The 26,320-nt window shown below is 68.5% G+C and carries 20 protein-coding genes; 11 read left to right on the top strand and 9 right to left on the bottom strand.

Annotated features, from left to right (window positions below; translation table 11 throughout):
- Positions 1-28 precede the first annotated feature (28 nt).
- Positions 29-2,287, bottom strand: a complete 2,259-nt coding sequence (locus U5809_RS07430; protein WP_322086028.1) for a glycoside hydrolase family 3 C-terminal domain-containing protein — start codon at positions 2,285-2,287, stop codon at positions 29-31.
- A 150-nt stretch (positions 2,288-2,437) separates the two neighbouring features.
- Here U5809_RS07430 and U5809_RS07425 point away from each other — a divergent pair, with 150 nt between their 5' ends.
- Positions 2,438-3,472, top strand: coding sequence for a helix-turn-helix transcriptional regulator (locus U5809_RS07425; RefSeq protein WP_322086027.1), 1,035 nt, complete (start codon positions 2,438-2,440; stop codon positions 3,470-3,472).
- A gap of 49 nt (positions 3,473-3,521) precedes the next feature.
- On the top strand, positions 3,522-4,388 hold the full coding sequence (locus tag U5809_RS07420; RefSeq protein ID WP_322086026.1) for a GIY-YIG nuclease family protein: 867 nt from the start codon (positions 3,522-3,524) through the stop codon (positions 4,386-4,388).
- A gap of 54 nt (positions 4,389-4,442) precedes the next feature.
- Here U5809_RS07420 and ppa read toward each other — a convergent pair whose 3' ends face one another.
- Positions 4,443-4,970, bottom strand: coding sequence for an inorganic diphosphatase (gene ppa, locus U5809_RS07415; RefSeq protein ID WP_011352863.1), 528 nt, complete (start codon positions 4,968-4,970; stop codon positions 4,443-4,445).
- A 226-nt stretch (positions 4,971-5,196) separates the two neighbouring features.
- Between ppa and U5809_RS07410 the strand changes: the two genes are divergently transcribed.
- The 5 genes from U5809_RS07410 (at position 5,197) to U5809_RS07390 (ending at position 10,826) form a co-directional block, all read left to right on the top strand.
- Complete coding sequence (locus U5809_RS07410) at positions 5,197-6,636, top strand: aldehyde dehydrogenase family protein (RefSeq protein WP_322086025.1); 1,440 nt, start codon at positions 5,197-5,199, stop codon at positions 6,634-6,636.
- A gap of 85 nt (positions 6,637-6,721) precedes the next feature.
- The gene (locus tag U5809_RS07405) at positions 6,722-7,480 is read left to right on the top strand and encodes an SDR family oxidoreductase (RefSeq protein ID WP_322086024.1); all 759 of its coding nucleotides are present in this window, start codon (positions 6,722-6,724) and stop codon (positions 7,478-7,480) included.
- A gap of 174 nt (positions 7,481-7,654) precedes the next feature.
- Complete coding sequence (locus tag U5809_RS07400) at positions 7,655-8,959, top strand: MFS transporter (protein WP_282505750.1); 1,305 nt, start codon at positions 7,655-7,657, stop codon at positions 8,957-8,959.
- A gap of 230 nt (positions 8,960-9,189) precedes the next feature.
- A complete protein-coding gene (locus U5809_RS07395) occupies positions 9,190-9,603 on the top strand; it encodes a helix-turn-helix domain-containing protein (protein WP_322086023.1) in 414 nt (137 codons plus the stop codon).
- Positions 9,600-10,826: an alpha/beta fold hydrolase gene (locus U5809_RS07390; protein ID WP_322086022.1), complete on the top strand. Its 1,227-nt coding sequence runs from the start codon at positions 9,600-9,602 to the stop codon at positions 10,824-10,826. The genes U5809_RS07395 and U5809_RS07390 overlap by 4 nt, the downstream gene beginning before the upstream one ends.
- Positions 10,827-10,888: 62 nt before the next feature.
- Here U5809_RS07390 and U5809_RS07385 read toward each other — a convergent pair whose 3' ends face one another.
- From U5809_RS07385 to hemC, 3 genes are read right to left on the bottom strand one after another with little or no spacing between them, the layout of a single operon-like run.
- A complete protein-coding gene (locus U5809_RS07385) occupies positions 10,889-12,076 on the bottom strand; it encodes a heme biosynthesis protein HemY (RefSeq protein WP_282505753.1) in 1,188 nt (395 codons plus the stop codon).
- 2 nt (positions 12,077-12,078) lie between these two features.
- A complete protein-coding gene (gene hemDX, locus U5809_RS07380) occupies positions 12,079-14,049 on the bottom strand; it encodes a fused uroporphyrinogen-III synthase HemD/membrane protein HemX (protein WP_282505754.1) in 1,971 nt (656 codons plus the stop codon).
- Positions 14,049-15,053 (bottom strand): hydroxymethylbilane synthase, encoded by a 1,005-nt coding sequence (gene hemC / locus U5809_RS07375; RefSeq protein ID WP_282505755.1) that lies wholly within the window; start codon positions 15,051-15,053, stop codon positions 14,049-14,051. The genes hemDX and hemC overlap by 1 nt, the downstream gene beginning before the upstream one ends.
- Before the next feature lie 208 nt (positions 15,054-15,261).
- On the opposite strand from hemC, the gene ppc reads away from it, so the two are divergent.
- Entirely contained in the window at positions 15,262-18,276 is a 3,015-nt protein-coding gene (gene ppc, locus U5809_RS07370) for a phosphoenolpyruvate carboxylase (RefSeq protein ID WP_322086021.1), read from the top strand.
- A gap of 105 nt (positions 18,277-18,381) precedes the next feature.
- On the opposite strand, the gene U5809_RS07365 is transcribed toward ppc, so the two are convergent.
- On the bottom strand, positions 18,382-19,134 hold the full coding sequence (locus tag U5809_RS07365; protein WP_322086020.1) for a class I SAM-dependent methyltransferase: 753 nt from the start codon (positions 19,132-19,134) through the stop codon (positions 18,382-18,384).
- Between the two features lie 218 nt (positions 19,135-19,352).
- Here U5809_RS07365 and U5809_RS07360 point away from each other — a divergent pair, with 218 nt between their 5' ends.
- The 3 genes from U5809_RS07360 (at position 19,353) to U5809_RS07350 (ending at position 22,455) form a co-directional block, all read left to right on the top strand.
- Complete coding sequence (locus tag U5809_RS07360) at positions 19,353-20,162, top strand: helix-turn-helix transcriptional regulator (RefSeq protein WP_322086019.1); 810 nt, start codon at positions 19,353-19,355, stop codon at positions 20,160-20,162.
- Positions 20,163-20,265: 103 nt separating this feature from the next.
- Positions 20,266-21,675, top strand: coding sequence for an argininosuccinate lyase (argH, locus tag U5809_RS07355; protein WP_322086018.1), 1,410 nt, complete (start codon positions 20,266-20,268; stop codon positions 21,673-21,675).
- A gap of 96 nt (positions 21,676-21,771) precedes the next feature.
- The gene (locus U5809_RS07350; RefSeq protein WP_322086017.1) at positions 21,772-22,455 is read left to right on the top strand and encodes an HAD family phosphatase; all 684 of its coding nucleotides are present in this window, start codon (positions 21,772-21,774) and stop codon (positions 22,453-22,455) included.
- Positions 22,456-22,542: 87 nt separating this feature from the next.
- On the opposite strand, the gene U5809_RS07345 is transcribed toward U5809_RS07350, so the two are convergent.
- The 3 genes from U5809_RS07345 to dcd form a co-directional block, all read right to left on the bottom strand.
- Positions 22,543-23,373, bottom strand: coding sequence for a lysozyme inhibitor LprI family protein (locus tag U5809_RS07345; protein WP_322086016.1), 831 nt, complete (start codon positions 23,371-23,373; stop codon positions 22,543-22,545).
- Positions 23,373-25,652 carry an arginine/lysine/ornithine decarboxylase gene (locus tag U5809_RS07340; RefSeq protein ID WP_176050627.1) on the bottom strand — a complete coding sequence of 760 codons (2,280 nt, stop codon included), beginning with the start codon at positions 25,650-25,652 and terminating at the stop codon, positions 23,373-23,375. Before U5809_RS07340 ends, U5809_RS07345 begins: the two co-directional genes overlap by 1 nt.
- Positions 25,653-25,733: 81 nt before the next feature.
- Positions 25,734-26,303 carry a dCTP deaminase gene (dcd, locus tag U5809_RS07335; protein ID WP_006398615.1) on the bottom strand — a complete coding sequence of 190 codons (570 nt, stop codon included), beginning with the start codon at positions 26,301-26,303 and terminating at the stop codon, positions 25,734-25,736.
- Positions 26,304-26,320 lie beyond the last annotated feature (17 nt).

Below are 26,320 nucleotides of genomic sequence, written 5' to 3'. Positions count from 1 at the left end.
CGCCGCATGCCGCACGGCCGCCCCCGGTTCAGTGCGCGGCGAGCGTCACCGCCTGCGACAGCGCCTGCGGGTCACGCGACGACGCGGCCGCCGACAGCGTATAGCTGCCCGCGCCGATCCGCCATGCATGCGCACTCGCATCCCAGACCGCGAAGCGCTGCGCCGGCACCGCGACGCTGACCGTGCGCGCCTCGCCCGGCTGCAGCGCAACCTTGGTCCAGCCGACGAGCCGCTTCGGCGGCTCGCCGAGCGACGCGGGCAGCGCCGCGTAGATCTGCACCGTCTGCACACCGGCCCGCGCGCCCGTGTTCGTCACCGTCACGCCGACCGTCACGTTGCCCGACGCATCGGCCAGTGCAGACATCGCCGACAACCCATACGTCGTGTACGACAGCCCGTAGCCGAACGGGAACAGCGGCTCGATCGCCTTCGCGTCGAACCAGCGATAGCCGTACGCGAGCCCTTCCGCATAGACGGTCTGCGTGCGCGACGGATCGATCGTCGGCTGCGGCAGGTCGGCTTCCTGCTTCGGGAACGTCAGCGGCAACCGGCCCGACGGGTTCGCGTCGCCGAACAGCAGGTCGGCGATCGCCTGGCCGCCCTGCGCGCCGGGATACCACGCGTCGAGCACACCGTGCACGTTCGCGAGCCACGGCATCAGCACGGGGCTGCCGTTCTCGAGCACGACGATCACGCGCTTCGCCTTCGCGGCGACGGCCGCGATCAGCGCGTTCTGGTCGTATTGCTGGTTGTACGGATCGGTCTTCGCATCGGGCAGCGACAGGCTCGCGAGATCGAGCCCTTCCGTCTGCCACTGCGTCGCGAACACGATCGCGACATCGGCCAGCGCGGCGGCGGTCGCCGCGGCGTTCGCGTCGGTCCCGTCGAGATAGCTGACCGATGCGTTCGGCGCCTTCGCGCGGATCGCCGCGAGCGGCGCGGACTTGTACCAGGTCGCGCAACCGCCGAACAACGTGTCGGCCGGTTGCTGGCAGGTCGTCACCGCATTGCCGTCGATCGCCGGCACCGCGCCGGAGCCGCCGCCCGACAATACGCCCACGTCCGCATGACCGCCGATCACGACGACCGACTTGAGCGCACCGGCCGCGAGCGGCAGCACGGGTTGCGCATCGCCCGGTGCGGCCGCGTTCTTCAGCAGCACCGCCGACTGCCGCGCGATCGCGAGCGCATCGGCGTTGCCGGCCGCTTCGTCGATCGCGCCGCCCGGCTTCGGCGGCGCGTCCATCACGCCGATGCGGATCAGCGTGCGCAGCTTGCGCTGCACCATGTCGTTCAGCCGCGCGGCCGACACGCTGCCGGCCTGCAGCGCCGCGCGCAGCTTCGTATTGAAGAACGAGCCGAGCGGCGCGTTGCCGTCGTCGGCCGCGCCCGGCTGTTCCTCGTCGAGCCCGGCCTGCACGGCCGCGACGGTCGAATGCGTCGCGCCCCAGTCCGACTGCACGACGCCCTTGAAGCCCCATTCGTTCTTCAGCACCGTGGTCAGCAGATACGGGTTCTCGCACGCATACACGCCGTTCAGCTTGTTGTACGAACACATCACGTTGCCCGGCTGGCCGTCCTTCACGCCGATCTCGAACGCGAGCAGTTCGGCCTCGCGCATCGTCCGCTCGTCGACGACCGAATCGATCGTCATCCGGTTGGTTTCCTGATCGTTGAACGCGAAATGCTTGATCGTCGCGATCACCTTCTGCGCCTGCGTCGCCTGCGTGCGCGCGGCGCTCAGCGTGCCTGCGAGCACCGGATCCTCGCCCATGTATTCGAACGTGCGGCCGTTGCGCGGCTCGCGCGCGAGGTTCACGCCGCCGCCGAGCCCTTCCGCGAAACCGAGCGCGCGCAGTTCGAGCGCGATGCGCGTGCCGTAGGTGCCCGCGAGCGCCGGATCCCATGTCGCCGCGAGCGCGACCGGCGCCGGCAGCGCAGTCACGCGCGCGTTCTTCACGTTCACGCCGCCCGCCGAATCGGCGCTGCTGACCGCCGGAATGCCGAGCCGCGGCACCCCCGGGATGTAGCTTGCGCCGTTCAGCGCGTCGGCCGGGAACGGGCCGCCCAGATCGAGCGCCGGCAGGCCCGTGCCATGCACGAGCTGCAGCTTCTCGTCGGTCGTCAGTTGCGCGACGAGCGCGGCCGCGCGCTGGTCGGCCGTCGCATCGGGATCGGCCGGCGCGGTCGGGCCCGCGTGGATGTCGTCGCCGCCGCACGACGCGAGCAGCACCGTGAGCGCGCACGCGGACGCAATCGTCGAACACCGGAACAGCGAAGTTTTCATTGATCCTCCTGAATCGATCTGTTGTACTTGTGGCTTAACTCCAGCGTCCGAGTCTAAAAATTGACCGGTCACCACGCTTGACCGGCAGGAGCATGCGTTGACCTCTCGCAGCGGGGACAAACCCGAACGGCATGACGAAGGGGGACAGACATGGAGTTGCAACAGAAATCGGTATCCGTCCGGATCTACCGCTGGCTGTGCGAGGACGCGCGCGCGAACGGCATCGATCTCGCGCCGCTGTATGACACGCTCGGCATCGGGCCGGCCGAGCTCGCCGACGACACGCGCCGCATTGCGGGCGACCGGCACGTCGCCGCGATGCGGCTCACGAGCGGCTGGCCGCTGTCGTGGCATCGGCCGCCGCCGCAGGTCGTGCCGTGGCTCGTGCCGTTTCCGGAGCTCGCGGGCATCACGTGCAACGCGGTGACGCTGCGCGACGCGCTGCACGGCTACCTGCGCTATCGCGAGCTGATCGGCAATGTCGACTGGGTGTTCGCGCACGAGAACGGCGACGCGATCGCGCTCGAATACGTGAACGAAGGCGACGGCCGGCATGCGGGTAGCGCGTTCGCGAACCTCGCGATCCTCGCGGCGCTTGCGCGCCTTTACGATCCGCACGTACGCATCGGCGATGCCGAATTCGCCGGCCGCGCGTTCGCACCCACCGCCGCGCTGCGCGACATGCTCGGCGCACCGGTGTCGTTCGATGCCGCGCACAACCGCATCGTGCTGCGCTCCGCGCACTTCGACACGCCGTTCGAGCGCTACAACGCGCCGCTCGCCGGCATCCAGCGCCATGCGGCCGACGCCGCGCGCGATCGCATTCGCGTACGCTCGACGTTCGGCTCGTCGGTCGAGCAATGCGTACGCGACTGGCTGCGCACCGCCGACGAAACCGATGCGCCGACCGACACGCTGATGCAGCACGTGTGCACGCGCTTCGCGATGTCGCGCTGGACGCTGCGCCGGCGGCTGCATCGCGAGGCCGTGGGTTTTCATGCGCTCGTCGCGCAGGCGCGGCTCGGCGAGGCACGCGACCTGCTGCTGAATACGCAACTGCCGATCGGCGAGATCGGCGTACGCGTCGGCTTCCGTTCGACGAGCGCGTTCACGCGCTTCTTCACGCGCGAACTCGGTGCGGCACCGAGCCGTTTCCGCGACGGGCACGGCGATCGATGGCGTTGACGCACGCCTTTTCTGAGACACTGGCGGCTTCGCATCCCGCCGCCCTGCCATGTCCTGGTTTCTGTATCTGATCGAATGCGCCGACGACAGCGTCTACACGGGCATCACGACCGACGTCGCCGCGCGCTTCGACGAGCACGCGTCCGGCAAGGGCGCGCGCTACACGCGCTCGCGCAAGCCGCGCGCGGTGCTCGCGTCGTTTCCGCTGCCCGACCGGTCGATCGCATCGCGGGCCGAGTACTGGGTGAAGCGGCTCACCGCCGCGCAGAAACGCGAGCTGGCGGCCGGGATCCGGACGCTCGAATCGGTGTTGCCGGCCGGGATGTCGATCGACGGGAACGTCGATACGGCCGGGTTGAAGGCCGGTACGCGCGGGCGGAAGAAGGCGAAGGAGAACGCGCAGTCTGCCGACAGCGCAACGCAGGCCGCTGAAACGGGCAAGCCCCTCAAGAAAGCCGCGAAGGCCGGAAAAGCATCGGCGCCCGCAAAGACCGCGAAACGCGGGCGAGCCGCGCAGGCGCCCACGAAGGCAAAGACCACGCCCGCCACGAAGCGTGCGAAGAACGACGGCGCTGCCGAATTGAAAACGACCGCGTCGCGTGGCAAGCCGGTCACGAAGACCACGAAAGCCACAAGAGCCGCACCGAAGCAGAAAGCGCCGGCACCCGGCGGCAGGTCCGCCACAAAGCCGCGCACCGACGTCGCTTCCGCACCGACGCGCCGACGTGCATCGGCAACAAAGGCCACCACCGACGCAGTCGAAATCCCGGCGACTCCCGTCGTCGTCGCCCGCCGCGCAACGAGCGCGAAACGTGCGGGGAGCGCTCCGAACGCCACAGCGCTGCCTGTGCCGGCCTCCGCCCGCGCACGAAAGAAGACCGCCCCGCGCACAAAACAAAACCGCGCGGCCTCCTGAGGAGACACGCGCGGTTTGCGTTCGGTACGAACCGGCCGTCGGCCGGTACGTCGCTTACTTCTTGTAGTTCGCTGCGCCGTCGGTGATTTCCTTGTGCGCGGCTTCGATGCCGGCCCAGCCTTCGACCTTCACCCACTTGCCCTTCTCGAGCGCCTTGTATTGCTCGAAGAAGTGCTTGATCTGGTCCTTCAGGTACTCGGGCACGTCGTCGATCGACTTCAGGTTCGCCGTCATCGGGCAGACCTTGTCGTGCGGCACGGCAACCAGCTTCGCGTCGACGCCCGACTCGTCGGTCATCTGCAGCATGCCGAGCACGCGCGAACGCACGATCGAGCCGGCCAGCAGCGGGAACGGCGTGATCACCAGCACGTCGACCGGATCGCCGTCGCCCGACAGCGTCTGCGGGATGTAGCCGTAGTTCACCGGATAGCGCATGCCCGTGCCGATGAAGCGGTCGACGACGAGAAGGCCCAGTTCCTTGTCCGCCTCGTACTTCACCGGGTCGCTTTGCGCGGGAATCTCGATGATCACGTTGAAATCTTGCGGCAGGTCCTTGCCGGCCGGAACATGATTGAAGCTCATGAGCACTCTCTGTAGGTCGATGGGAATTCGGGACAGGGCGCCGCGGCCGATGCACCGGCGCGGGCGTCCCCCAAGGGAATGCGCCATTATAGCCAATCGACCGGTGGCGTCCGGATGACGATCGGCGCGATAATCGTTCCGGATGGGTCGGCTGTCGAACCACCGGCCGCGTTGCATGGAATCGGCGTCGGCGCTGAAGCGCCAACCCGGGTACACGGGAGCAGGCATGGAAGAGGCGAAGCACTTCATCGCGGGCGAATGGACGTTGCCCGCGCAACTGGAAACCATCGCGGTCGTCGATCCTTCCGACGGCCAGCCGTTCGCGACGATCGCGCGCGGCACCGCGCCCGACATCGAGCGCGCGGTCGCCGCGGCCCGCGACGCGTTCGCGGGCCCGTGGGGCGCCAAAAGCGCCGCCGAGCGCGGCCGCGTGCTGATGCGGCTGTCGGCGCGCGTAACCGATTCGATCGAGGAACTCGCCGCGATCGAGGCGCGCGACACCGGCAAGCCGCTGAAGCAGGCGCGCGCCGACGCGGCCGCGCTCGCACGCTACTTCGAGTTCTACGCGGGCGCCGCCGACAAGCTGCACGGCGAAACCCTCCCCTACCAGGCCGGCTACACGGTGCTGACGGTGCGCGAGCCACACGGCGTCACGGGCCACATCGTGCCGTGGAACTACCCGATGCAGATCTTCGGGCGCAGCGTCGGCGCGGCGCTCGCGGCCGGCAACGCCTGCGTCGTCAAGCCGGCCGAGGATGCGTGCCTGTCCGTGCTGCGCGTCGCCGAACTCGCCGCCGAAGCCGGGCTGCCGGCCGGCGCACTCAACATCGTCACCGGCTACGGCCATGAAGCCGGTGCCGCGCTCGCGCGTCATCCGGGCATCGACCACATCTCGTTTACGGGGTCACCGGCCACCGGCAAGCTGGTCACGCAGATGGCAGCCGAGAACCACGTGCCCGTCACGCTCGAACTCGGCGGCAAGTCGCCGCAGATCGTGTTCGCCGATGCCGATCTCGAAGCGGCGCTGCCCGTGCTCGTGTCGGCGATCGTGCAGAACGGCGGGCAGACCTGCTCGGCCGGCAGCCGCGTGCTGATCGAGCGCGCGGTGTACGAGCCGCTCGTCGAGCGCCTCGCCACCGCGTTCAACGGGCTGCGCGTCGGCCCGAGCCGCGCCGATCTCGACTGCGGCCCGCTGATCAACGCCAAGCAGCAGCAGCGCGTGTGGGATTTCCTGTCCGACGCGCAGCACGACGGCATTCCGATGGCCGCGCACGGTCAGGTCGTCGCCGATGCCCCCGAAAGCGGCTTCTACCAGGCGCCCGCGCTGTTGCGCGACGTGCCGCCGTCGCACCGCCTCGCGCAGGAGGAAGTGTTCGGCCCCGTGCTCGCCGCGATGCGTTTCGTCGACGAAGACGAAGCCGTCGCGCTGGCGAACGGCACGCCGTACGGCCTCGTCGCGGGCATCTGGACACGCGACGGCGCGCGCCAGATGCGGCTCGCACGACGCCTGCGTGCGGGCCAGGTGTTCATCAACAACTATGGCGCGGGCGGCGGCGTCGAGCTGCCGTTCGGCGGCGTCGGCCACTCGGGCCACGGCCGCGAAAAAGGCTTCGAGGCACTGTACGGCTTCACCGCGCTGAAGACGATCGCGATCCGCCACGGCTGAACGCGCGGCACGCGACACGCGGCCGGCAGCGCCCGGCCGCCGATCGATGCACGACGACTCTCATCACCAGCACAGGAGACACACCATGCGGTTGAGCGGCAAGACGGCCATCGTCACGGGCGGCGGCTCGGGTTTCGGCGAAGGCATCGCGAAGACGTATGCGCGCGAAGGCGCGAACGTCGTCGTCAACGATCTGAACGGTGCGGCGGCTGAGCGCGTCGCGAGCGAGATCGCGCTCGCGGGCGGCAAGGCGATCGCGGTGGCCGGCGACGTGTCGAAGCAGGAAGACTGGCATGCGCTGCTGCAGGCCACGCTCGACGATTTCCACTTGGTGCAGATCGTCGTGAACAACGCGGGCACCACGCACCGCAACAAGCCCGTACTCGACGTGACGGAAGCCGAGTTCGACCGCGTGTACGCGGTCAACATGAAGAGCCTGTTCTGGTGCGTGCAGACCTTCGTGCCGTATTTCCGCGAACAGGGCGGCGGTGTGTTCGTGAACGTCGCGTCGACGGCCGGCGTGCGGCCGCGCCCGGGCCTCGTCTGGTACAACAGTACGAAGGGCGCGATGATCACCGCGAGCAGATCGCTCGCGGCCGAGCTCGGCGCCGACCGCATCCGCGTGAACTGCATCAATCCCGTGCTCGGCGAGACGGCGCTGATGACCGAGTTCATGGGCTGCGAGGACACGCCCGAGAACCGCCGCCGCTTCCTCGCGACGATCCCGCTCGGCCGCTTCTCGACGCCGCAGGACATCGCGAACGCGGCGCTTTACCTTGCATCCGACGAAGCCGAATTCATCACCGGCGTCTGCCTCGAAGTCGACGGCGGGCGCTGCATCTAGCGGTATCCCCGTTGCCGCGACGTGCCGCGGCCGGCAACCGCAACGACACACGCGCATTGCTTCGCACGACACCGGACAAGGCACCGATACGCCTTCTCCGGCCAACTACAAGGACAGCGGTGCATGGGATCCAGGTAACCGCTAAAGCGCTCACTTCGATCGACAGGAGACAACATGGCAACATCGACGCAGTCGCTGCCGGGCTCGTCCGGCGCATTCGAGGAAGCAACCTATCGCAAGGTGTCGTGGCGGCTCGTGCCGCTTCTGCTGCTGTGCTACGTGGTCGCCTATCTCGACCGCGTGAACGTCGGGTTCGCGAAGCTGCAGATGGCGAGCGACCTGAACCTGAGCGACACCGTGTACGGGCTCGGCGCCGGGATCTTCTTCTTCGGCTATTTCCTCTTCGAAGTGCCGAGCAACATCATCCTGCACAAGGTCGGCGCGCGCGTGTGGATCGCGCGCATCATGGCGACCTGGGGCGTGATCTCGATCCTGACGATGTTCGTCACGACGCCCGCGATGTTCTACGTGATGCGCTTCCTGCTCGGCGTCGCCGAGGCAGGCTTCTTCCCCGGCGTGATCCTCTACCTCACGTACTGGTACCCCGCGCACCGGCGCGGCCGGATGACGACGTTCTTCATGACGGCCGTCGCGTTGTCCGGCGTGATCGGCGGACCGCTCTCGGGCTTCATCCTGAAGGCGTTCGACGGCAAGAGCGGGTGGCACGGCTGGCAATGGCTGTTCCTGCTCGAAGGTATCCCGTCGGTGCTGGTCGGCGTGCTCGTGTTCTTCAAGCTCGACGAGCGAATCGCGAAGGCGACGTGGCTGACCGACGAGGAAAAGGCGCTGCTCACCCGCAACGTCGACGCGGAGGAAGCAACCAAGGAAGACCTGCCGCTCGGCGCCGTGATGTCGAGCCCGCGCGTGTGGCTGATGGCGTTGATCTATTTCTCGTTCGTGATGGGGCTCTACGGCGTCGGCTTCTGGCTGCCGACGATCATCAAGGCCACCGGCGTGACCGACACGATCATGATCGGCCTGCTGTCGGCAATTCCGTATGCGGCCGCGGTGGTCGCGATGATCCTGATCGCGCGCAGCGCGGACAAGCGCCGCGAACGCCGCTGGCACCTCGCGATCCCGGCTGCGATCGGCGCGCTCGGGCTCGTGCTGTCGGTGATCTGGGCGCACCAGACCGCGCTCGCGATGCTCGGCCTCACGCTCGCGACGATCGGCATCCTGACGACGCTGCCGCTGTTCTGGAGCCTGCCGACCGCATTCCTCGGCGGCACGGCGGCCGCGGCCGGCATCGCGATGATCAACTCGATCGGCAACCTCGCCGGCTTCCTGAGCCCGTACATGATGGGCTGGCTCAAGCAGGCGACGGGCGCCAACAATGCTGGCATGGTCATGCTTGCCGCGTTCCTCGTGCTCGGCGGGCTGCTCGCGCTGTCGGTGCCGAAGCGGCTGGTCGACAAGTGACGCGCGGCGCATAGCGGCGCACCGGACACGCCGGCCGACCGCCGGCTCTCGAAACGCCCCGGCGACCGGAATCCCTCCGGTCGCCGGGGCGTTTTCAATTCCGGACAGGCGCCCCCGGATCGGGCGGATGCCACGCCGGCTGGATGATGACACCTTGTTCACCAAATTATTCCCTTATTATCCTTTACATATGGAACAATAAAGAACATTCAGGGAAGTATTTGCCAACCATGTTCCACACCGTCGAAGACACTGCCACCCGCTTGCGCGTCCACCCGAAAACTGTCTTGCGGTTCATTCGCGACGGCAAGCTGCGCGCGACGCGGGTCGGCCGCGCGTACCGCATCCTCGACGCGGACCTCGCCGCGTTCGCACAAACGGAGCCGGCCGCGCCCGTACCGCGCGCGGTGCGCGTCACCAGCATCGTCGACATTCCGGACGCGTCTCAGTCGCTGCACCAGTACCTGTCGCGCTCGCTGCATGCGATGGCGTCGGGCCGCACGTCGTATGTCGAACCGGTGCGGATCGACGTCACGTTCGACCCCGCTGCAAGCGTGGTCAAGGTCGTCGTCGCCGCGACGCCGGCCGACACGGCGGCGCTGATGTCGTCGCTCGACATGCTGCTGCAGAAAAGCGGGACATGAGCGCGATCTTCCGGTCGCCCCGCCACGCCCGCGCGATTCGCGCCGCGTACGCGGCCGCGCTGTCGCACTGGCCGGCCGGACACCGGCGCATCACGATACAAACGCGCCAGGGCGCGACGCACGTGATCGCCTGTGGCCCGGAACACGCGCCGCCGGTCGTGCTGATTCACGGCGCGCAGACGACGGCGGCAAGCTGGCAGCATTACGCGGCCGTTTGGTCGACGCACTTCCGGCTCTACGCGATCGACGTGATCGGCGAAGCAGGACTCAGCGCGCCGTCGCGGCCGCCGCTCGCAGGCGACGCGTACGCGCAGTGGCTCGACGACGTGCTGGACGGCCTGCAGGTGCCGCGCGCCGCGTTCGTCGGCATCTCGCTCGGTGCGCGAACGGCGCTCGACTTCGCGCTGCGGCGGCCCGCGCGCGTGACGCGGCTCGCGCTGCTCTGCCCGTCCGGCATCGGCCGGCAGAAGCCGTTTCTGTGGTGGGCGCTGCCGCTGTTGCTGCTCGGCGATGCCGGGCGCGCGTGCGTACGACGGCGCGTGCTCGGCCGTCTGCCGCCCGCGTCGACGCCGGCCGAGCGTGACGCGCTCGCACTGATGCGCGCTGTCGATCGCGGATTTCGCCCTCGCCTCGAACCGATTCCGGTATTCGACGACGCCACGCTCCGCACGTTGTCCATGCCCGTGCTGGCGATCGTCGGCGGCCGCGATGTGATGCTCGATTCACGCGTCACGCGCGATCGCCTGATGCGTCTCGTGCCGCACGCGCACGTCCGGTTGCTTCCCGAGCAGCCCCACTACATCCGCGGGCAGCGCGACACCATACTCGCGTTTCTCGCCTCGACGGAAACCCTCGACATGCCCCATCGAATCGTTCAGGCAGCCGGCAGCCGTGTGCTGGTCCGCGATCCTTCCGCCGGCCTCGTGCAGCGGGAAAGCGATGCGCTCGAGCTCGTCGCGCTTGCGCACGAGCACGAAGCCGACTGGATCGCGGTCCCCGCCGACACGCTGCACGACGACTTCTACCGGCTCGACAGCGGGCTGGCCGGCGCCGTGCTGCAGAAGCTCGTCAACTACGGCGTCCGGCTCGGTGTGGTCGGCGACATCGATCGCTGGCTCACGCGCAGCGAAGCGCTGCGCGCGCTCGTTCGCGAGTCCAATCGCGGGAAGTCGGTGTGGTTCGTCGCGAGCGAGGACGACCTGCTGCGCAGGCTCGGCGCGTAACGGACGAAAAAAAGCCCCGAAGGCCGCTTGGCGTTCGAGGCTTTTTGCAGCGCAGCGCAGCGTCAGACCACGGTGATCGCGAGCGCGCTTTCGCGATAGTGCTTCGCGGCCTTGTCGGTTTCGCCGAGATGCTCGAACAGGCGAGCAAGCGCGCGATGGGCCCGAACCTTCAGCGCCTCGTTGTCGGCCAGCTTCAGCGCCGATTCGAGGAACGACTGCGCCTTGCCCCACAGCTGCTGCTGCTGGCAGAGGCGGCCGAGCGCGAACAGCAGGTCGGCATCGTCCGGGTGATCCTTCTTCCACCCTTCGGCCTTCTGGATCAACGGCAGCGCATCGGCGCCGGCCGTGTCCGGGTAACGGCGCAGCAGGCGTGCATCCCAGTTGTGCGCGAGCGCGTCCTCGACGATGCGGCGCGCTTCGTTGCGACGCTCGAGCGGCACGAGCAGATCGGCCGCGAGATCGGCCAGACGCGGCGACTGGCGCTCGACCGGCGACAGCGACTGCCACACCTCGAGCAGCGCGTCCGGGTCGTGCCGGCGTTCGCGCAGCAGGTTTTCCGCCGCCTGCTGGCGCAGCCGCACGGCCGCGGCCGGATGCAACGCCTCGCGCTTCTCGAGCGCCTTCGCAAGCTTCAGCACCTCGGCCCAGTTCTTCAACTGCTGCTGCGCGCGCAGCGCAACCTGCTGCGCATGAATGCGCTTGCCGCCGGCCTGCATGTCGGCCAGCGCGGCGAGCGCGCCGTCGGCATCGCGCGCATCCGCGCGCATGTCGGCCGCCGCGAGCAGCCGTGCATCCTGCCACTCGGGCGCATCGACCTTCGACAGCCAGTCGTCGCGGCGCGTGTACTCGTGCATCCGGTGCGCGGCGGTGGCCGCGACAAGACTCGCGGCGCCGAGATTCGCATCGACCGTCAGCGCTTCACGCGCGGCCTTCTCCGCACGCGAGAAACGGCCTGCGTACAGGTTCGAAATTGCGTCGCGCAGCGACGCCTGTGCCTTCTCGTTGCGCGAGCGCGCACGATACGCGGCGACCCGCTGCGGCATGCGCCAGATGTTGCGCACGATGCGCAGCAGCGCGTACATGACGATGAACAGCACGACGATGGCGATCACGAACAGGTTCAGCGACACGTCGATCCGGTACGGCGGATAGACGAGCAGCACCTGCCCCGCGTCGAAATGGCCGACGGTGGCGAGTGCCGCGGCGATCGCGAACAGGACCGCGAGCCAGACGATTCCTCGAAGCGTCATCGTTACCCCCGGCTCTTGAACTGCTGAACGGCGTTCAGGCTCGTGTTCAGGTTCGGCACCGCGACCGTCAGCGATGCGCCGTCAACCTGCTTGAGCAGATCCTCGACGGTCTGCGTGTCCTTCGATGCCTGGTCGAAATACTTCCCGAGCGACGCTTGCGCGGCGTGCAGGTCGGCCTTCATCGCGCCGTCGTTGCGCGCGAGCAGCGACAGCCGCGCGGTGAGCAGGCGCAGCTTCACGTTCTCGCGCACGAAGTAGCCCTGGTCGGGCGACGCGAGCATCGCATCCGCGTTGTCGATCCGGCGCACCTGCACGAGACCCTTCAACTGCTGGCCGAGGCCGGCCGAGAAGTCATGCCACCACACCTTCCAGCGCGGCTCGCCGGCCACCGCCGACGATGCGGCTTCGGCCGGCGCGGCCTTCGGCGCTTCGTGAGGGACGATCGCCTCGCCGGACAGCGGCAGCGCGTCGATCTTCGCGATCGCGTCGTCGAGCTTGATCGCAAGGCCCGTGAGGTCGGCCGCCGGTGCGGCCTTCAGCTTTTCGATGTCCAGCGCGAGCGCCTTGCGCACCGTGACGGCCTGCGCGCTCTGCGAGGTCGCGAGGCGCGCGTCGGCGTTCTGCAGCGCGATCAGCGCGAGCTGCGTGTTGCCGGTCAGTTGAAGCTGCTGGCTCGCGCTCGACAGCATCTGGTCGACTTCCTCGAGCATCCACGCATCGCGGTTGCGCGACAGGTCCTGGTATTGCTGCTGCAGCGCCTGCTGCGCGCTCTGCGCGTCGGCGAGCTTGCCGTCGAGCTGCGCGAGCTGCGTGTCGACCTGGTGCGTGCTGGCAAGCGCCTGCTCGGTCTTCATGCGCGTTTCGGCCGTCTGCGCGTCGAGCGCCTTCTGGCGCGTGACGAACGTGCCGTCGAGCCGGTCGATCTTGCGGTTCAGCGCGTAGCCGCCGACACCGGCCGCGCAGCCGAGCACGACGACGACGAACCACAGCACCGCGCTGCCGCCGCGGCGCGCGGGCGGTTCGGACGCCATATAGGCGGGACGGGACGGCGGTGCGGATGCAGCGGCCGGCTGGGATGCGACGCTTTTGGAATCGTTGGTATCTGTCATGCGTTTAGTCACCGGTGCGGCTGTCGCCGGTTGGACGGCCTCGTCGGCCATCGTTCGAAACGCGCGGACGATGCGCTCATCGCCCGCGCCGGTCAGCGTAATCCTATCAAAACCCAGTGCGCGCGCGGTCTGCTCGATCCGCGGGTGCGGCGTGACGAGCGGCGCATGCTTCAGCGCATCGATCTCGGCATCGTTCAGGTGTGCCCGCGCGAGTTCGTGCAGATTGCGTACGCCTTCGGAGCTCGTGACGAGCCACGCGTGCGGCTGGCCGTCGAGCAGCGCGTGCACGCGCTCCCACGCGCCGACGCGCGGCTCCGGCACGACGCGCCGGTATGCGGCGACGAGCGTGACGTCCGCGCCGGCCTCGCGCAGCCGGTCGGCGAGCCATTCGCGCCCGCCGTCGCCGCGCACGATCAGCACGCGCTTGCCCGTCAGCGCCTGCACGCCGCCGAACGCGGTCTCGATGCACGCGAACAGGCTTTCGGAATCGTAATGGGGCACGCCGCCGTCGGCCGGCGCCTGCGGCGCGATCACACGATGCGCGGGCGCCGCGATGCCGTGACGCGCGAGCGCCGCGACGCTGCCGGGCCCGACCACGCCGACCGGCAGCGCATTCGGCCAGATCGCGCCGTACTGCGCGAGCGCGCGGTCGATCGCGTTCGGCGACACGAAAATCACGAGCGCGTAGTCGGCGAGCGCCGCGAACGCGGCGTCGAGCGGCGCCGGATCGTCGACCGGCGCAATGTCGATCAGCGGGAATTCGAGCACGTCGCAACCGGCATCGGCCAGTTGCGACGCAAGCGCGTCGGACTGACCGTCCGGACGCGTCAGGACAGCGGTGAACGCGCGCGCGCCGCCCGCCATCAGGCGTCGCCCTTGCCGGCGGCCTGCGAGCCCGCGAGCAGCGCCTGGACGATGTCGAGCGCGCCTTGCGCCTCGAGCTCGTCGGATACCGCACGGCCGAGCGCGAGCGCATCGGCGACGGTCATCACGGCGCCGCACTCCTCGGCCGTCAGCACGCGCTTGCCGTCGGTCGTCGACACGCGGCCAGTCAGATACAGTTCGCCCGCGCGCCACACCGCGTGCGCGGCGAGCGGCACCTCGCAACTGCCGCCGAGTGCACGCGACACCATCCGCTCGGCCTCGACCGCGAGCGCGGTCTTCGGGTCGTGCAGCGGCGCGAGCCACGCGGCGACGTCGTCGCGATGCGCGGCGATCTCGATGCCGAGCGCGCCCTGGCCGGCGGCCGGCGGGCTGGCTTCGACGTCGATCAGCGTGCGGATGCGCGCTTCGAGGCCGAGGCGTTTCAGGCCGGCGGCCGCGAGGATGATCGCCGCGTAGTCGCCACGGTCGAGCTTCGCGAGACGCGTGTCGAGGTTGCCGCGCAGCGGCAGGACCTCGAGGTGCGGATAGCGCGAGCGCAGCATCGCTTCGCGGCGCAGGCTCGACGTGCCGACGACCGCGCCGGCCGGCAGCGCGTCGAGCGATGCGTAGTCGTTCGACACGAATGCGTCGCGCGGGTCTTCGCGCTCCATGATCGCGGCAAGCGAGAAGCCGTCGGGCAATGCCATCGGCACGTCCTTCAGCGAATGCACGGCGAGATCGGCGCGGCCGTCGGCCAGCGCGCTCTCCAGTTCCTTCACGAACAGGCCCTTGCCGCCGACCTTCGACAGCGTGCGATCGAGAATCTGATCGCCGCGGGTCGTCATCCCGAGGATTTTCACGTCACAAGCTGGATATAATTTGCGCAGCGCATCACGCACATGTTCGGCTTGCCACATCGCCAGGCGGCTCTCGCGCGAAGCAATCGTCAACGTCGCGGGCGGTTGTGCCTGTTGCGGCCCGGCCGCAGGGGTCTCGGAATTCATTGCTGGAACATCGAAGGACGGGATTGAAGATCGAACAATGGTAGCACGCACGCCCCGGCCCGCCCGGGCCCGGAGCCTGCGCCCGGCCTGCCCCTGTGCGGGCCGCGGCGCCGATGTGCGGATGTGCCGCACGTAGCTGGTTGCTTGACCGCAGTTCCCGCAGTTTTCGCAGTTCCTTTTGACTCGAGCTTTCCCAAGGAAACCCATCGTGAAGTCTTCCGGATCGGCGCGTACGGCGCGCCGCAATGCTGCCCTGTCCTCCTCCGACGCCTCGACGGACACCGTCGCCACCGCCGCGAACGGCCGTGCGAAAACGGCAACGAAACCGAAAGACCCGATACGTCAGACAAAACGCGCAACGAAAGCCGCCGGCTCCGCTGCCCGCAAGGCCGCCGCGCCGAAGGCCGGCACGCGTACGCGCGAAGACAAGGACCGTCCGCTGTTCGAAGACATCCGCTTCCTCGGCCGCCTGCTGGGCGACGTCGTGCGCGAGCAGGAAGGCGATACGGTGTTCGACGTCGTCGAGACGATCCGCCAGACCGCGGTCAAGTTCCGCCGCGAGGACGACAACGAAGCCGCGCTGACGCTCGAGAAGAAACTGCGCAAGCTGACGCCGGAGCAGACGGTGAGCGTCGTACGCGCGTTCAGCTATTTCTCGCATCTCGCGAACATCGCGGAAGACCGCCATCACAACCGCCGCCGCCGCATCCACGCGCTGGCCGGCTCCGCGTCGCAACCGGGTACGGTCGCGTACGCGCTCGAACAGCTGAAGACGACCGGCAACGCGTCGAAGCGTCTGCTGCAGCGCTTCTTCGACGATGCGCTGATCGTGCCGGTGCTGACCGCGCACCCGACCGAAGTCCAGCGCAAGAGCATCCTCGACGCGCAGCACGACATCGCGCGCCTGCTCGCCGAGCGCGACCAGGAACTGACCGCGCGCGAGCGCCAGTACAACGAAGCAATGCTGCGCGCACGCGTCACCGCGCTGTGGCAGACCCGCATGCTGCGCGACGCGCGCCTGACGGTCGGCGACGAGATCGAGAACGCGCTGTCGTACTACCGCGCGACCTTCCTCGACGAGCTGCCGGCGCTGTACGGCGACATCGAGGCCGCGCTCGCCGAGCACGGCCTGTCCGCCCGCGTACCGGCATTCTTCCAGATGGGCAGCTGGATCGGCGGCGACCGCGACGGCAACCCGAACGTGACCGCGCCGACGCTCGAGGAGGCGATCAACCGCCAGGCCGCGGTGATCCTCGAGCACTACCTGGAACAGGTGCACAAGCTCGGCGCCGAACTGTCGGTATCGAACCTGCTCGTCGGCGCGAATGACGCGGTGAAGGCACTCGCGGCCGCATCGCCCGACCAGTCGCCGCACCGCGTCGACGAACCGTATCGCCGCGCGCTGATCGGCATCTACACGCGGCTCGCCGCGAGCGCGCGCGTGCGGCTCGGCGAAGGCACGGTGCCCGTGCGCAGCGCGGGCCGCGGCGCGCCGCCCGTGCGCGCGATCCCGTATGCGGATTCCGAAGCGTTCGCCGCCGACCTGAAGGTGCTGACGGCGTCGCTCGACGAACACCACGGCACGTCGCTCGCCGCACCGCGCCTCGCGCCGCTCGTGCGCGCGGCCGAAGTGTTCGGCTTCCATCTCGCGAGCATCGACCTGCGCCAGAGCTCCGACATCCATGAAGCGGTGGTCGCCGAGCTGTTCGCGCGCGCGGGCGTCGAGGCCGACTACGCGGCGCTCGCCGAAGAAGACAAGCTGCGCGTGCTGCTCGCCGCGCTCGCCGACCCGCGCCCGCTGCGCTCGCCGTACTTCGAATACTCGGCGCTCGCGCAGAGCGAGCTCGGCGTGTTCGAGAAGGCGCGCGAAGTCCGCGCGCAATTCGGCGCGCGCGCGGTGCGCAACTACATCATCTCGCATACGGAAACCGTCAGCGACCTCGTCGAAGTCCTGCTGCTGCAGAAAGAGACGGGCCTGCTCGAAGGCGCGCTCGGCGTGCCGGGCGGCGATGCGAGGAACAGCCTGATGGTGATCCCGCTGTTCGAGACGATTCCCGACCTGCGCGACGCCGCGCGCATCATGCGCGAATACTTCGCACTGCCGGGCATCGACGCGCTGATCGCGCACCAGGGCGCCGAGCAGGAAGTGATGCTCGGCTATTCGGACAGCAACAAGGACGGCGGCTTCCTCACGTCGAACTGGGAGCTGTATCGTGCGGAGCTCGCGCTCGTCGACCTGTTCCGCGACCGCAAGATCACGCTGCGGCTGTTCCACGGCCGTGGCGGCACGGTCGGCCGCGGCGGTGGCCCGACCTACCAGGCGATCCTGTCGCAGCCGCCCGGCACCGTGAACGGCCAGATCCGCCTGACCGAACAAGGCGAGGTGATCGCGAGCAAGTTCGCGAACCCCGAGATCGGCCGCCGCAACCTGGAGACCGTCGTCGCCGCGACGCTCGAGGCATCGCTGCTGCCGCAATCGAACGCGCCCGCGCAACTGCCCGTGTTCGAGGCTGCGATGCAGACGCTGTCCGATTCGGCGATGGCCGCGTACCGCGCGCTCGTCTATGAAACCCCCGGCTTCACCGACTACTTCTTCTCGTCGACGCCGATCACCGAGATCGCCGAGCTGAACATCGGCAGCCGCCCGGCGTCGCGCAAGCTGCAGGATCCGAAGCAGCGCAAGATCGAGGATCTGCGCGCGATTCCGTGGGGCTTCTCGTGGGGCCAGTGCCGGCTGCTGCTGACGGGCTGGTACGGCTTCGGCAGCGCGGTGAGCGCGTATCTCGACAGCGCGCAGGACGACGCCGAACGCACGAAGCGCGTCACGCTGCTGAAGAAGATGAACAAGACCTGGCCGTTCTTCTCGAACCTGATGTCGAACATGGACATGGTGCTCGCGAAAACCGATCTCGCGGTCGCGTCGCGTTACGCGCAGCTCGTGTCCGACCGCAAGCTGCGCAAGCACGTGTTCGAGCGGATCGTCGCGGAATGGGAGCGCACGTCGCAGGCGCTCGCGGAAATCACCGGGCACGAAGGCCGCCTCGCGACCAACCCGCTGCTCGCGCGCTCGATCAAGAACCGCTTCCCGTATCTCGATCCGCTGAACCACCTGCAGGTCGAGCTGATCAAGCGTCACCGCGCGGGCGACACGAACGCGCGGCTGCGCCGCGGGATTCACCTGACGATCAACGGGATCGCCGCCGGCCTGCGCAACACCGGCTGATCCGGATGCGGCGCGGGCACGCTCCGCGCCGGCCGGCATCGTGAAAGCCGCGATACGCGAACGTGCGTATCGCGGCTTTTTTCATGCCACGGCGCGCCGCGTCGTTCAATGCGCGTCGATCAGCAGCGCGTCGTGCTCGAACGATCCGTCGGGCTGCACGGCATAGTAGGCGCGCACCTCGTCGGGCGCATACGCCCACAGCGCGCGAATGCCGGTCACGCTGTCGGCCGGCGTGCGGATCCGCGCGACCCACGTATCGAAATCGATCGGCAGCCGCCAGCGGCTGTGCACCTGTGCGTCGAAACCGGCCTCGCGGAACATCGCGAGCCATTCATCGGCGCGGTAGTCGCGCACGTGCGACGCGTCGCGCAGCACTTCCGCGGCCTGCAGGTACGTGTCGAGGAGCGGGTGATCGTTGCCGGCGATATCGATCATCAGCACGCGGCCGCCCGGCTTCAGCACGCGGCGCACCTCGGCGAGCGCCGCGCGCATGTCGTGCCAGTGGTGCGCACTCATCCGGCTCACGACCCAGTCGAACGTCGCCGTGTCGAACGGCAGCCGCTCGGCCGGCCCCTGCTGCGTGCGGATGTTCGTGAGCCCGCGCTCGCGCGCGGCCGCCTCGACGGTCGCGAGCATCGGCGCGGCGAGATCGTAGGCGACCACGTCGTGCACGTGCGGCGCGACCGCGAAGCTCGCGTGGCCGGCACCGCAGCCGAGATCGAGCACCGCGGCATCGGGCGTCGCGCGCACCGCGTCGGCGAGCGTCTGCAGGTCGGCGCCCGTCGCATGAACCGTGCTCGTCAGATAGGCGGCGGCCGTCGTGCCGAATGCGTCGGCGACCTGGTCGTGGTGTTTCATCGTTCGCTCCTTTCTCTTGCGCAATCGGCCGGCGTGGATGCGTCAGCGCGCATTCCGGCCCCATGCAACACGTTTTGTGGGACGCCCGCTGCCCTGCCAGCGCGCGAGCCGCTACAATAGGCCTGCGCCTGTACCAGTACAAGTTAAGCGATTATTCTGGTATTCGATCCACCTGTCTGAACGTTGCCGCGTCCCCGCGTCCCTTTCGCCGCTTTCGCATGAACCAGCCGTCCTCCGCCTCCGTCCCGCCGCTCGACGCCACGCCCGCCCGCGCGCTCGGCGAATTCATCCGCGCCCATCGCGAGCGGCTGTCGCCGCAGGCCGTCGGGCTGCCGCCCGGCCCGCGCCGCCGCACGCCGGGGCTGCGGCGCGAGGAAGTCGCGCAGCTGTGCGGCGTCAGCCCGACCTGGTACACGTGGATCGAACAGGGCCGCCCGGTGTCCGCATCGGCCGACGCGCTCGCCCGGATCGCCGTCGCGCTGCAGCTGTCGAAGGCCGAACGCGCGTACCTGTTCGAACTGGCCGCGCAGCGCGACCCGGCTGAACCCGACGTCACGGGCGGCGACCTGCCGCCGACGCTCGCCGCGACCGTCGCGGCGATCGCGACGCCTGCGTACGTGCTCGACCGGCAATGGAACGCGCTCGCATGGAACGCGCCGGCCGCCGCGCTTTTTTCCGGCTGGCTCGACGACGAGCACGACCGCAACCTGCTGCGCTTCACGTTCATGTCGCCGGCCGCGCGCACGCTGATCGTCGACTGGGAAACCCGCGCGCGGCGGCTCGCGGCCGAATTCCGCGCCGATTCGATCCGCCACCTGACCGACGCGCCGACGCGCGCGCTGATCGACGCGCTGACCGCCGGCAGCGATGCCTTCGCGCAGTACTGGGCGTCGCAGGACGTGTTCGAACGCGAAGGCGGGCTGCGCGAATTCGACCATCCGGCCGATGGCCGCCTCGTGTACCAGCAGATCACGCTGAAGCCCGCGCACCGCGAGGACCTGAAGCTCGTCGTGCTGGTACGCGACTGAGCGGCCCGGCCCGCGCGGGCCACGGCCGGCAGGCCCGCGAATGTTAGAATTGCAGGATTCCCTCGGCGGCGCACGCTGCCCAACTCCCCTTCGAAGAATCGCCATGACGTCCCAACTGCACAAAAAGGGCGAGGCCTGGTCGGCCCGCTTCTCGGAACCGATGTCGGAACTGGTCAAGCGCTACACGTCGTCGGTGTTTTTCGACAAGCGCCTCGCGCTCGTCGACATCGCCGGCTCGCTCGCGCACGCGAGCATGCTCGCCGCGCAGAAGATCATCAGCGCCGACGACCTGACCGCGATCGAACGCGGGATGGCGCAGATCAAGGGCGAGATCGAGCGCGGCGAATTCGAATGGCAGCTCGACCTGGAAGACGTCCACCTGAACATCGAGGCGCGCCTGACCGCGCTGATCGGCGATGCCGGCAAGCGCCTGCATACGGGTCGCTCGCGCAACGACCAGGTCGCGACCGACATCCGCCTGTGGCTGCGCGGCGAGATCGACCGCATCGGCGGCCTGCTCACCGACCTGCGCGGCGCGCTGATCGACCTCGCGGAACAGAACGCCGACACGATCATGCCGGGCTTCACGCACCTGCAGGTCGCGCAACCCGTCACGTTCGGTCACCACCTGCTCGCGTACGTCGAGATGTTCACGCGCGACGCGGAGCGCATGCGCGACTGCCGCACCCGCGTGAATCGCCTGCCGCTCGGCGCGGCCGCGCTCGCGGGCACGAGCTACCCGATCGACCGTCACGCAGTGGCGAAGACGCTCGGCTTCGACGGCATCTGCGCGAACTCGCTCGACGCAGTGTCCGATCGCGACTTCGCGATCGAATTCACGGCGGCTTCCGCACTCGTGATGACGCACGTGTCGCGCTTCTCCGAAGAACTCGTGCTGTGGATGAGCCCGCGCGTCGGCTTCATCGACATCGCCGACCGCTTCTGCACCGGCAGCTCGATCATGCCGCAGAAGAAAAACCCGGACGTGCCCGAACTCGCGCGCGGCAAGACGGGCCGCGTGAACGGCCACCTGATGGCGCTGCTCACGCTGATGAAGGGCCAGCCGCTCGCGTACAACAAGGACAACCAGGAAGACAAGGAGCCGCTGTTCGACACGGTCGACACCGTTGCCGACACGCTGCGAATCTTCGCCGAGATGGTCGCCGGCATCACCGTGAAGCCGGACGCGATGCGTGCGGCCGCGCTGCAGGGCTTCTCGACCGCCACCGACCTCGCCGACTACCTCGTGAAGCGCGGCCTGCCGTTCCGCGATGCGCACGAAGCCGTCGCGCACGCGGTGAAGGTCTGCGACGACCGCGGCATCGATCTGGCCGACCTGACGCTCGACGAAATGAAGCAGGAACTGCCGAACGTCGCGCACCTGATCGGCGAAGACGTGTTCGGCTACCTGACGCTCGAGGGTTCGGTCGCCAGCCGCAACCACCCGGGCGGCACCGCACCCGACCAGGTGCGTGCGGCCGTCAAGGCGGCCCGCGCCGCTCTGGGCCAGTAACAGCCTGCTGTCATGGACGGACGCCTTCGGCGTCCGTTTTTCATTCGGGCGGCCGTTGCGCCGCTCCTCGCTTTCCCAGCTTCCCGGATGCCGCCGATGACCTTTTCCGCCGCGCTCTTCGACATGGACGGCCTGCTCGTCGATTCCGAGCGGACCATCATGAACACGTGGATCGACGTGTCGAATGCGCACGGTGTCGCGCTGACCGTCACCGACTACCTGCAGATCGTCGGCCGCTCGTTCGCCGAAGGCCAGGTCATCCTGGCGCGGCTGATCGGCAATCCCGATACGTTCGACGCCGTGCGCACCCGCGTGCGCGAGCAGCTCGCGGCGCCCGAGCCGCATCCGAAGTTTCCGCTGAAACCGGGTGCGTTCGCGCTGCTCGATGCGCTCGCGCGGGCCGGCATTCCATGCGCGGTCGCATCGTCGTCCGCTGGTGAAGTGATCCGCGCGCGGCTCGACGCGGTCGGCGTGCTGCCGTTCTTCCGCGCGATCGCGGGCGGCGACGAAGTCGCACGCGGCAAGCCCGACCCGGCCGTCTACCGGCTCGCGGCCGAACGCCTCGGCGTGCCAGCACATGCGTGCGTCGCGTTCGAGGACAGTGACTTCGGCGCGCAGTCGGCCGCCGGCGCCGGCGCATCGGTCGTCACCGTGCCCGACCTGAAAGCGCCGACTCCCGAAATCATCGCGCTGAGCCTGCACGTGCTCGCGTCGCTCGACGATGCCGTCGCGCTCGTGCCGTCGTGGTTCGGCCTGCAAGGCACATCGCAGCCTGCATAGGCGTCACCGCACGCCGCGCAATGCAAAACGGGCACCCCAGGGTGCCCGTGTCGTTGGCTGGCCGAACGACCCGTGTCGTGGCGGCCCTTACTTGTTGCCGGCCGTCTCCGACAGCCGCTTCATCGTCGCGATGCGCGCCCCGATCAGGTCGACGCGCCCGTCCTCGCCGACGAGCGGCGCCGTCGCATCGCGGAACCCGACCCACGCGCGCTGCGCGCGTACGAGCGTCGCGGCCGAATGGGCCGGCATCTTGCGACGCAGCTTCTGGTAATAACGGTTCAGGTCGAACAACGCGTGCTCGCACGCGGCATCCTGTTCACACGGCCGCACGCGGCGCACGGCCCGATCGCGCGACGCGTTTGCCGCCGGCTTGGCAGTCGGCGTGGCCGCAGCCTGGGCTGCGCTCGTGCCGCCCTGCGCACCGCTCGTCGCCGCGACCGGTACCGCGGCGGGCGGCGGCGCATAGCGATCGGCCGCGCCGCGCAGCGCCAGCGCGCGATCGCGCACCGGCTGCAGCTGCAGGTCGGCGCTCGACATCGCATACGACGTGCCACGCGTCGTGTCGTACACGGCCTTCAGCAGATGTACTTCGTCCTTGCGCCACGTGAGCCAATGGCGCTGGCTGTCCTGCCAGCCGCGCTTCGCATCGGCCGGCGCATCCTTCAACAGGCGCTGGTACGCGCCGTCCATCACGGCCTGCCACTGCTGCTGCGCTTCGCCCATGCACTGGATCTGGCCGGCCGGCGACGACCGGTCGCGCCGCGCGAGGCATTGCCGCATCGCGACATCGATCGGGTCGGCCGCCGCGACTTCCGCGTGTGCGACGCCCGACCCTGCCAGCCCCGCCGCGCCTGCCGCCCAGACGACGAGCGCGGCCAACGCCGCGCGCATCGCCCGGATTCGTCCGTGCGCCGCCATCAGTCGCGCACGCAGTCGACGAAGTACTCGACGCGGCCGTTCACCTCTTCCGCGACGAGGCCGTGGATGTCGGTGTGGAAGCCCGGGAAACGCTCGTTGAAGTCGCGCGCGAACCGCAGGTAGTTCACGATCGTCTTGTTGAAGCGCTCGCCCGGGATCAGGAGCGGAATGCCCGGCGGGTACGGCGTGAGCAGGATGCTCGTCACGCGGCCTTCGAGCTCGTCGAGCGGCACGCGGTCGATCTTGCGGTGCGCGAGCTTCGCGAATGCGTCCGACGGCTTCATCGCCGGCTCCATGTCCGACAGGTACATCTCCGTCGTCAGGCGGGCGATGTCGTTCGCGCGGTACACGTCGTGGATCTGCGCGCACAGGTCGCGCAGGCCGACACGCTCGTAGCGCGGATGCTGCGCGACGAATTCCGGCAGCACGCGCCACAGCGGCTGGTTGTTGTCGTAGTCGTCCTTGAACTGCTGCAGCTCGGTCACCATCGAGTTCCAGCGGCCCTTCGTGATGCCGATCGTGAACATGATGAAGAACGAGTACAGGCCGGTCTTCTCGACGATGATCCCGTGCTCGGCCAGGTACTTCGTGACGATCGCGGCGGGAATGCCCGTCTCGCCGAACTCGCCGTCGACGTCGAGCCCCGGCGTGATGATCGTCGCCTTGATCGGGTCGAGCATGTTGAAGCCTTCCGCCAGCGGGCCGAAGCCGTGCCAGTGGTCGTTCGGCTTCAGCATCCAGTCCTCGCGCGAACCGATGCCTTCCTCGGACAGGTTGTCCGGGCCCCACACGCTGAAGAACCAGTCGTCGCCGTATTCGGCGTCGACCTTGCGCATCGCGCGGCGGAAGTCGATCGCCTCCGCGATCGATTCCTCGACGAGCGCGGTGCCGCCCGGCGGCTCCATCATCGCGGCCGCGACGTCGCACGACGCGATGATCGCGTACTGCGGGCTCGTCGACGTGTGCATCAGGTACGCCTCGTTGAAGCGGTGCTTGTCGAACGTGCGGTTCTCCGAATCCTGCACGACGATCTGCGACGCCTGCGAGATGCCCGCGAGCAGCTTGTGCGTCGAGTGCGTCGCGAACACGAGCGCGCCCGTGCGCGGACGGCCGTCGCCGATCGCGTGCATGTCGCGGTAGAAATCGTGGAACGTCGCGTGCGGCAGCCACGCTTCGTCGAAGTGCAGGGTGTCGAGCAGGTCGCCCAGCAGGTCCTTGATCATCTCGACGTTGTAGACGACGCCGTCGTACGTGCTCTGCGTGATCGTCAGGATGCGCGGCTTCATGTCCGGGTTCTCGCGCATCGCTTCGCGCGCGAACGGGTTCGCCTCGATCTTCTTGCGGATGTTCTCCGGCTTGAATTCGTCGCGCGGGATCGGCCCGATGATGCCGAAGTGGTTGCGCGTCGGCGTCAGGAACACGGGAATCGCGCCCGTCATCGTGATCGCGTGCAGGATCGACTTGTGGCAGTTGCGGTCGACCAGCACGATGTCGCCCGGCGCGACGGTCGCATGCCAGACGATCTTGTTCGACGTCGACGTGCCGTTGGTCACGAAGAACAGGTGGTCGGCGCTGAAGATGCGCGCCGCATTACGCTCGGACGCCGCGACCGGGCCCGTGTGGTCCAGCAGCTGGCCGAGTTCGTCCACCGCGTTGCAGACGTCCGCGCGCAGCATGTTCTCGCCGAAGAACTGGTGGAACATCTGGCCGAGCGGGTTCTTCAGGAACGCGACGCCACCCGAGTGGCCCGGGCAGTGCCACGAGTACGAGCCTTCGTCCGCGTACTTGACGAGTTCCTTGAAGAACGGCGGCGCGAGCGAGTCGAGATAGACCTTCGCCTCACGGATGATGTGGCGCGCGACGAACTCCGGCGTGTCCTCGAACATGTGGATGAAGCCGTGCAGTTCGCGCAGGATATCGTTCGGCAGATGGCGCGACGTGCGCGTTTCGCCGTACAGGAAGATCGGGATGTCCGCGTTGCGGCGGCGCACTTCGGTGACGAACGCGCGCAGCTCGATGATCGCGGTCGCCAGCTCGGGCAGTTCGCCGTCCTGGCCGGTCTCGCCGAGCATGAGTTCGTCGTCGTCGATCGACAGGATGAAGCACGACGCGCGGCTCGACTGCTGCGCGAACGACGTCAGATCGCCGTAGCTCGTGAGGCCGAGGACTTCGACGCCCTCTTTCTCGATCGCTTCGGCCAACGCCCGGATGCCGGAGCCCGAGATGTTCTCGGAGCGGAAATCTTCGTCGATGATGACGACGGGGAAACGAAACTTCATGGGCGATTCTCCAAAAAGAACGACCGCGGCGCGTCACGCGCAGCGGTCACCCGGAAACTGGTGAGACGTTATGCAACCAGATCAGGTTTTCGGCAGCGTGACACCGCGCTGCCCCTGATACTTGCCGCCGCGATCGGCGTACGACACGTCGCACACTTCGTCGCTCTCGAAGAAGAGCACCTGGGCGACGCCTTCGTTCGCGTAGATCTTCGCGGGCAACGGCGTGGTGTTCGAGAATTCCAGCGTGACGTAGCCTTCCCACTCGGGTTCGAACGGCGTCACGTTGACGATGATCCCGCAGCGCGCATAGGTCGACTTGCCGAGGCAGACGGTCAACACGGTGCGCGGGATGCGGAAATATTCGACGGTGCGGGCCAGCGCGAACGAATTCGGCGGGATGATGCACACGTCGCCCTTGAAATCGACAAACGAACCCTCGTCGAAGTTCTTCGGATCGACGATCGTCGAGTTGATGTTCGTGAAGATCTTGAATTCGTCCGCGCAGCGGATGTCGTAGCCGTAGCTCGACGTGCCGTAGCTGACGATCCGGCGGCCGTCCTCGGACGCGCGAACCTGATCGGGCACGAACGGCTCGATCATTTTGTGCTCTTCGGCCATGCGCCGAATCCATTTGTCGGACTTGATACTCATATCGGGGCGCCAGGAAA

The sequence above is a fragment of the Burkholderia sp. BCC1999 genome (assembly GCF_905339975.1).
Taxonomy (GTDB): domain Bacteria; phylum Pseudomonadota; class Gammaproteobacteria; order Burkholderiales; family Burkholderiaceae; genus Burkholderia.
Note: the sequence above shows the minus strand (reverse complement) of the source record. Positions and strands in the feature narration are given on the sequence as shown.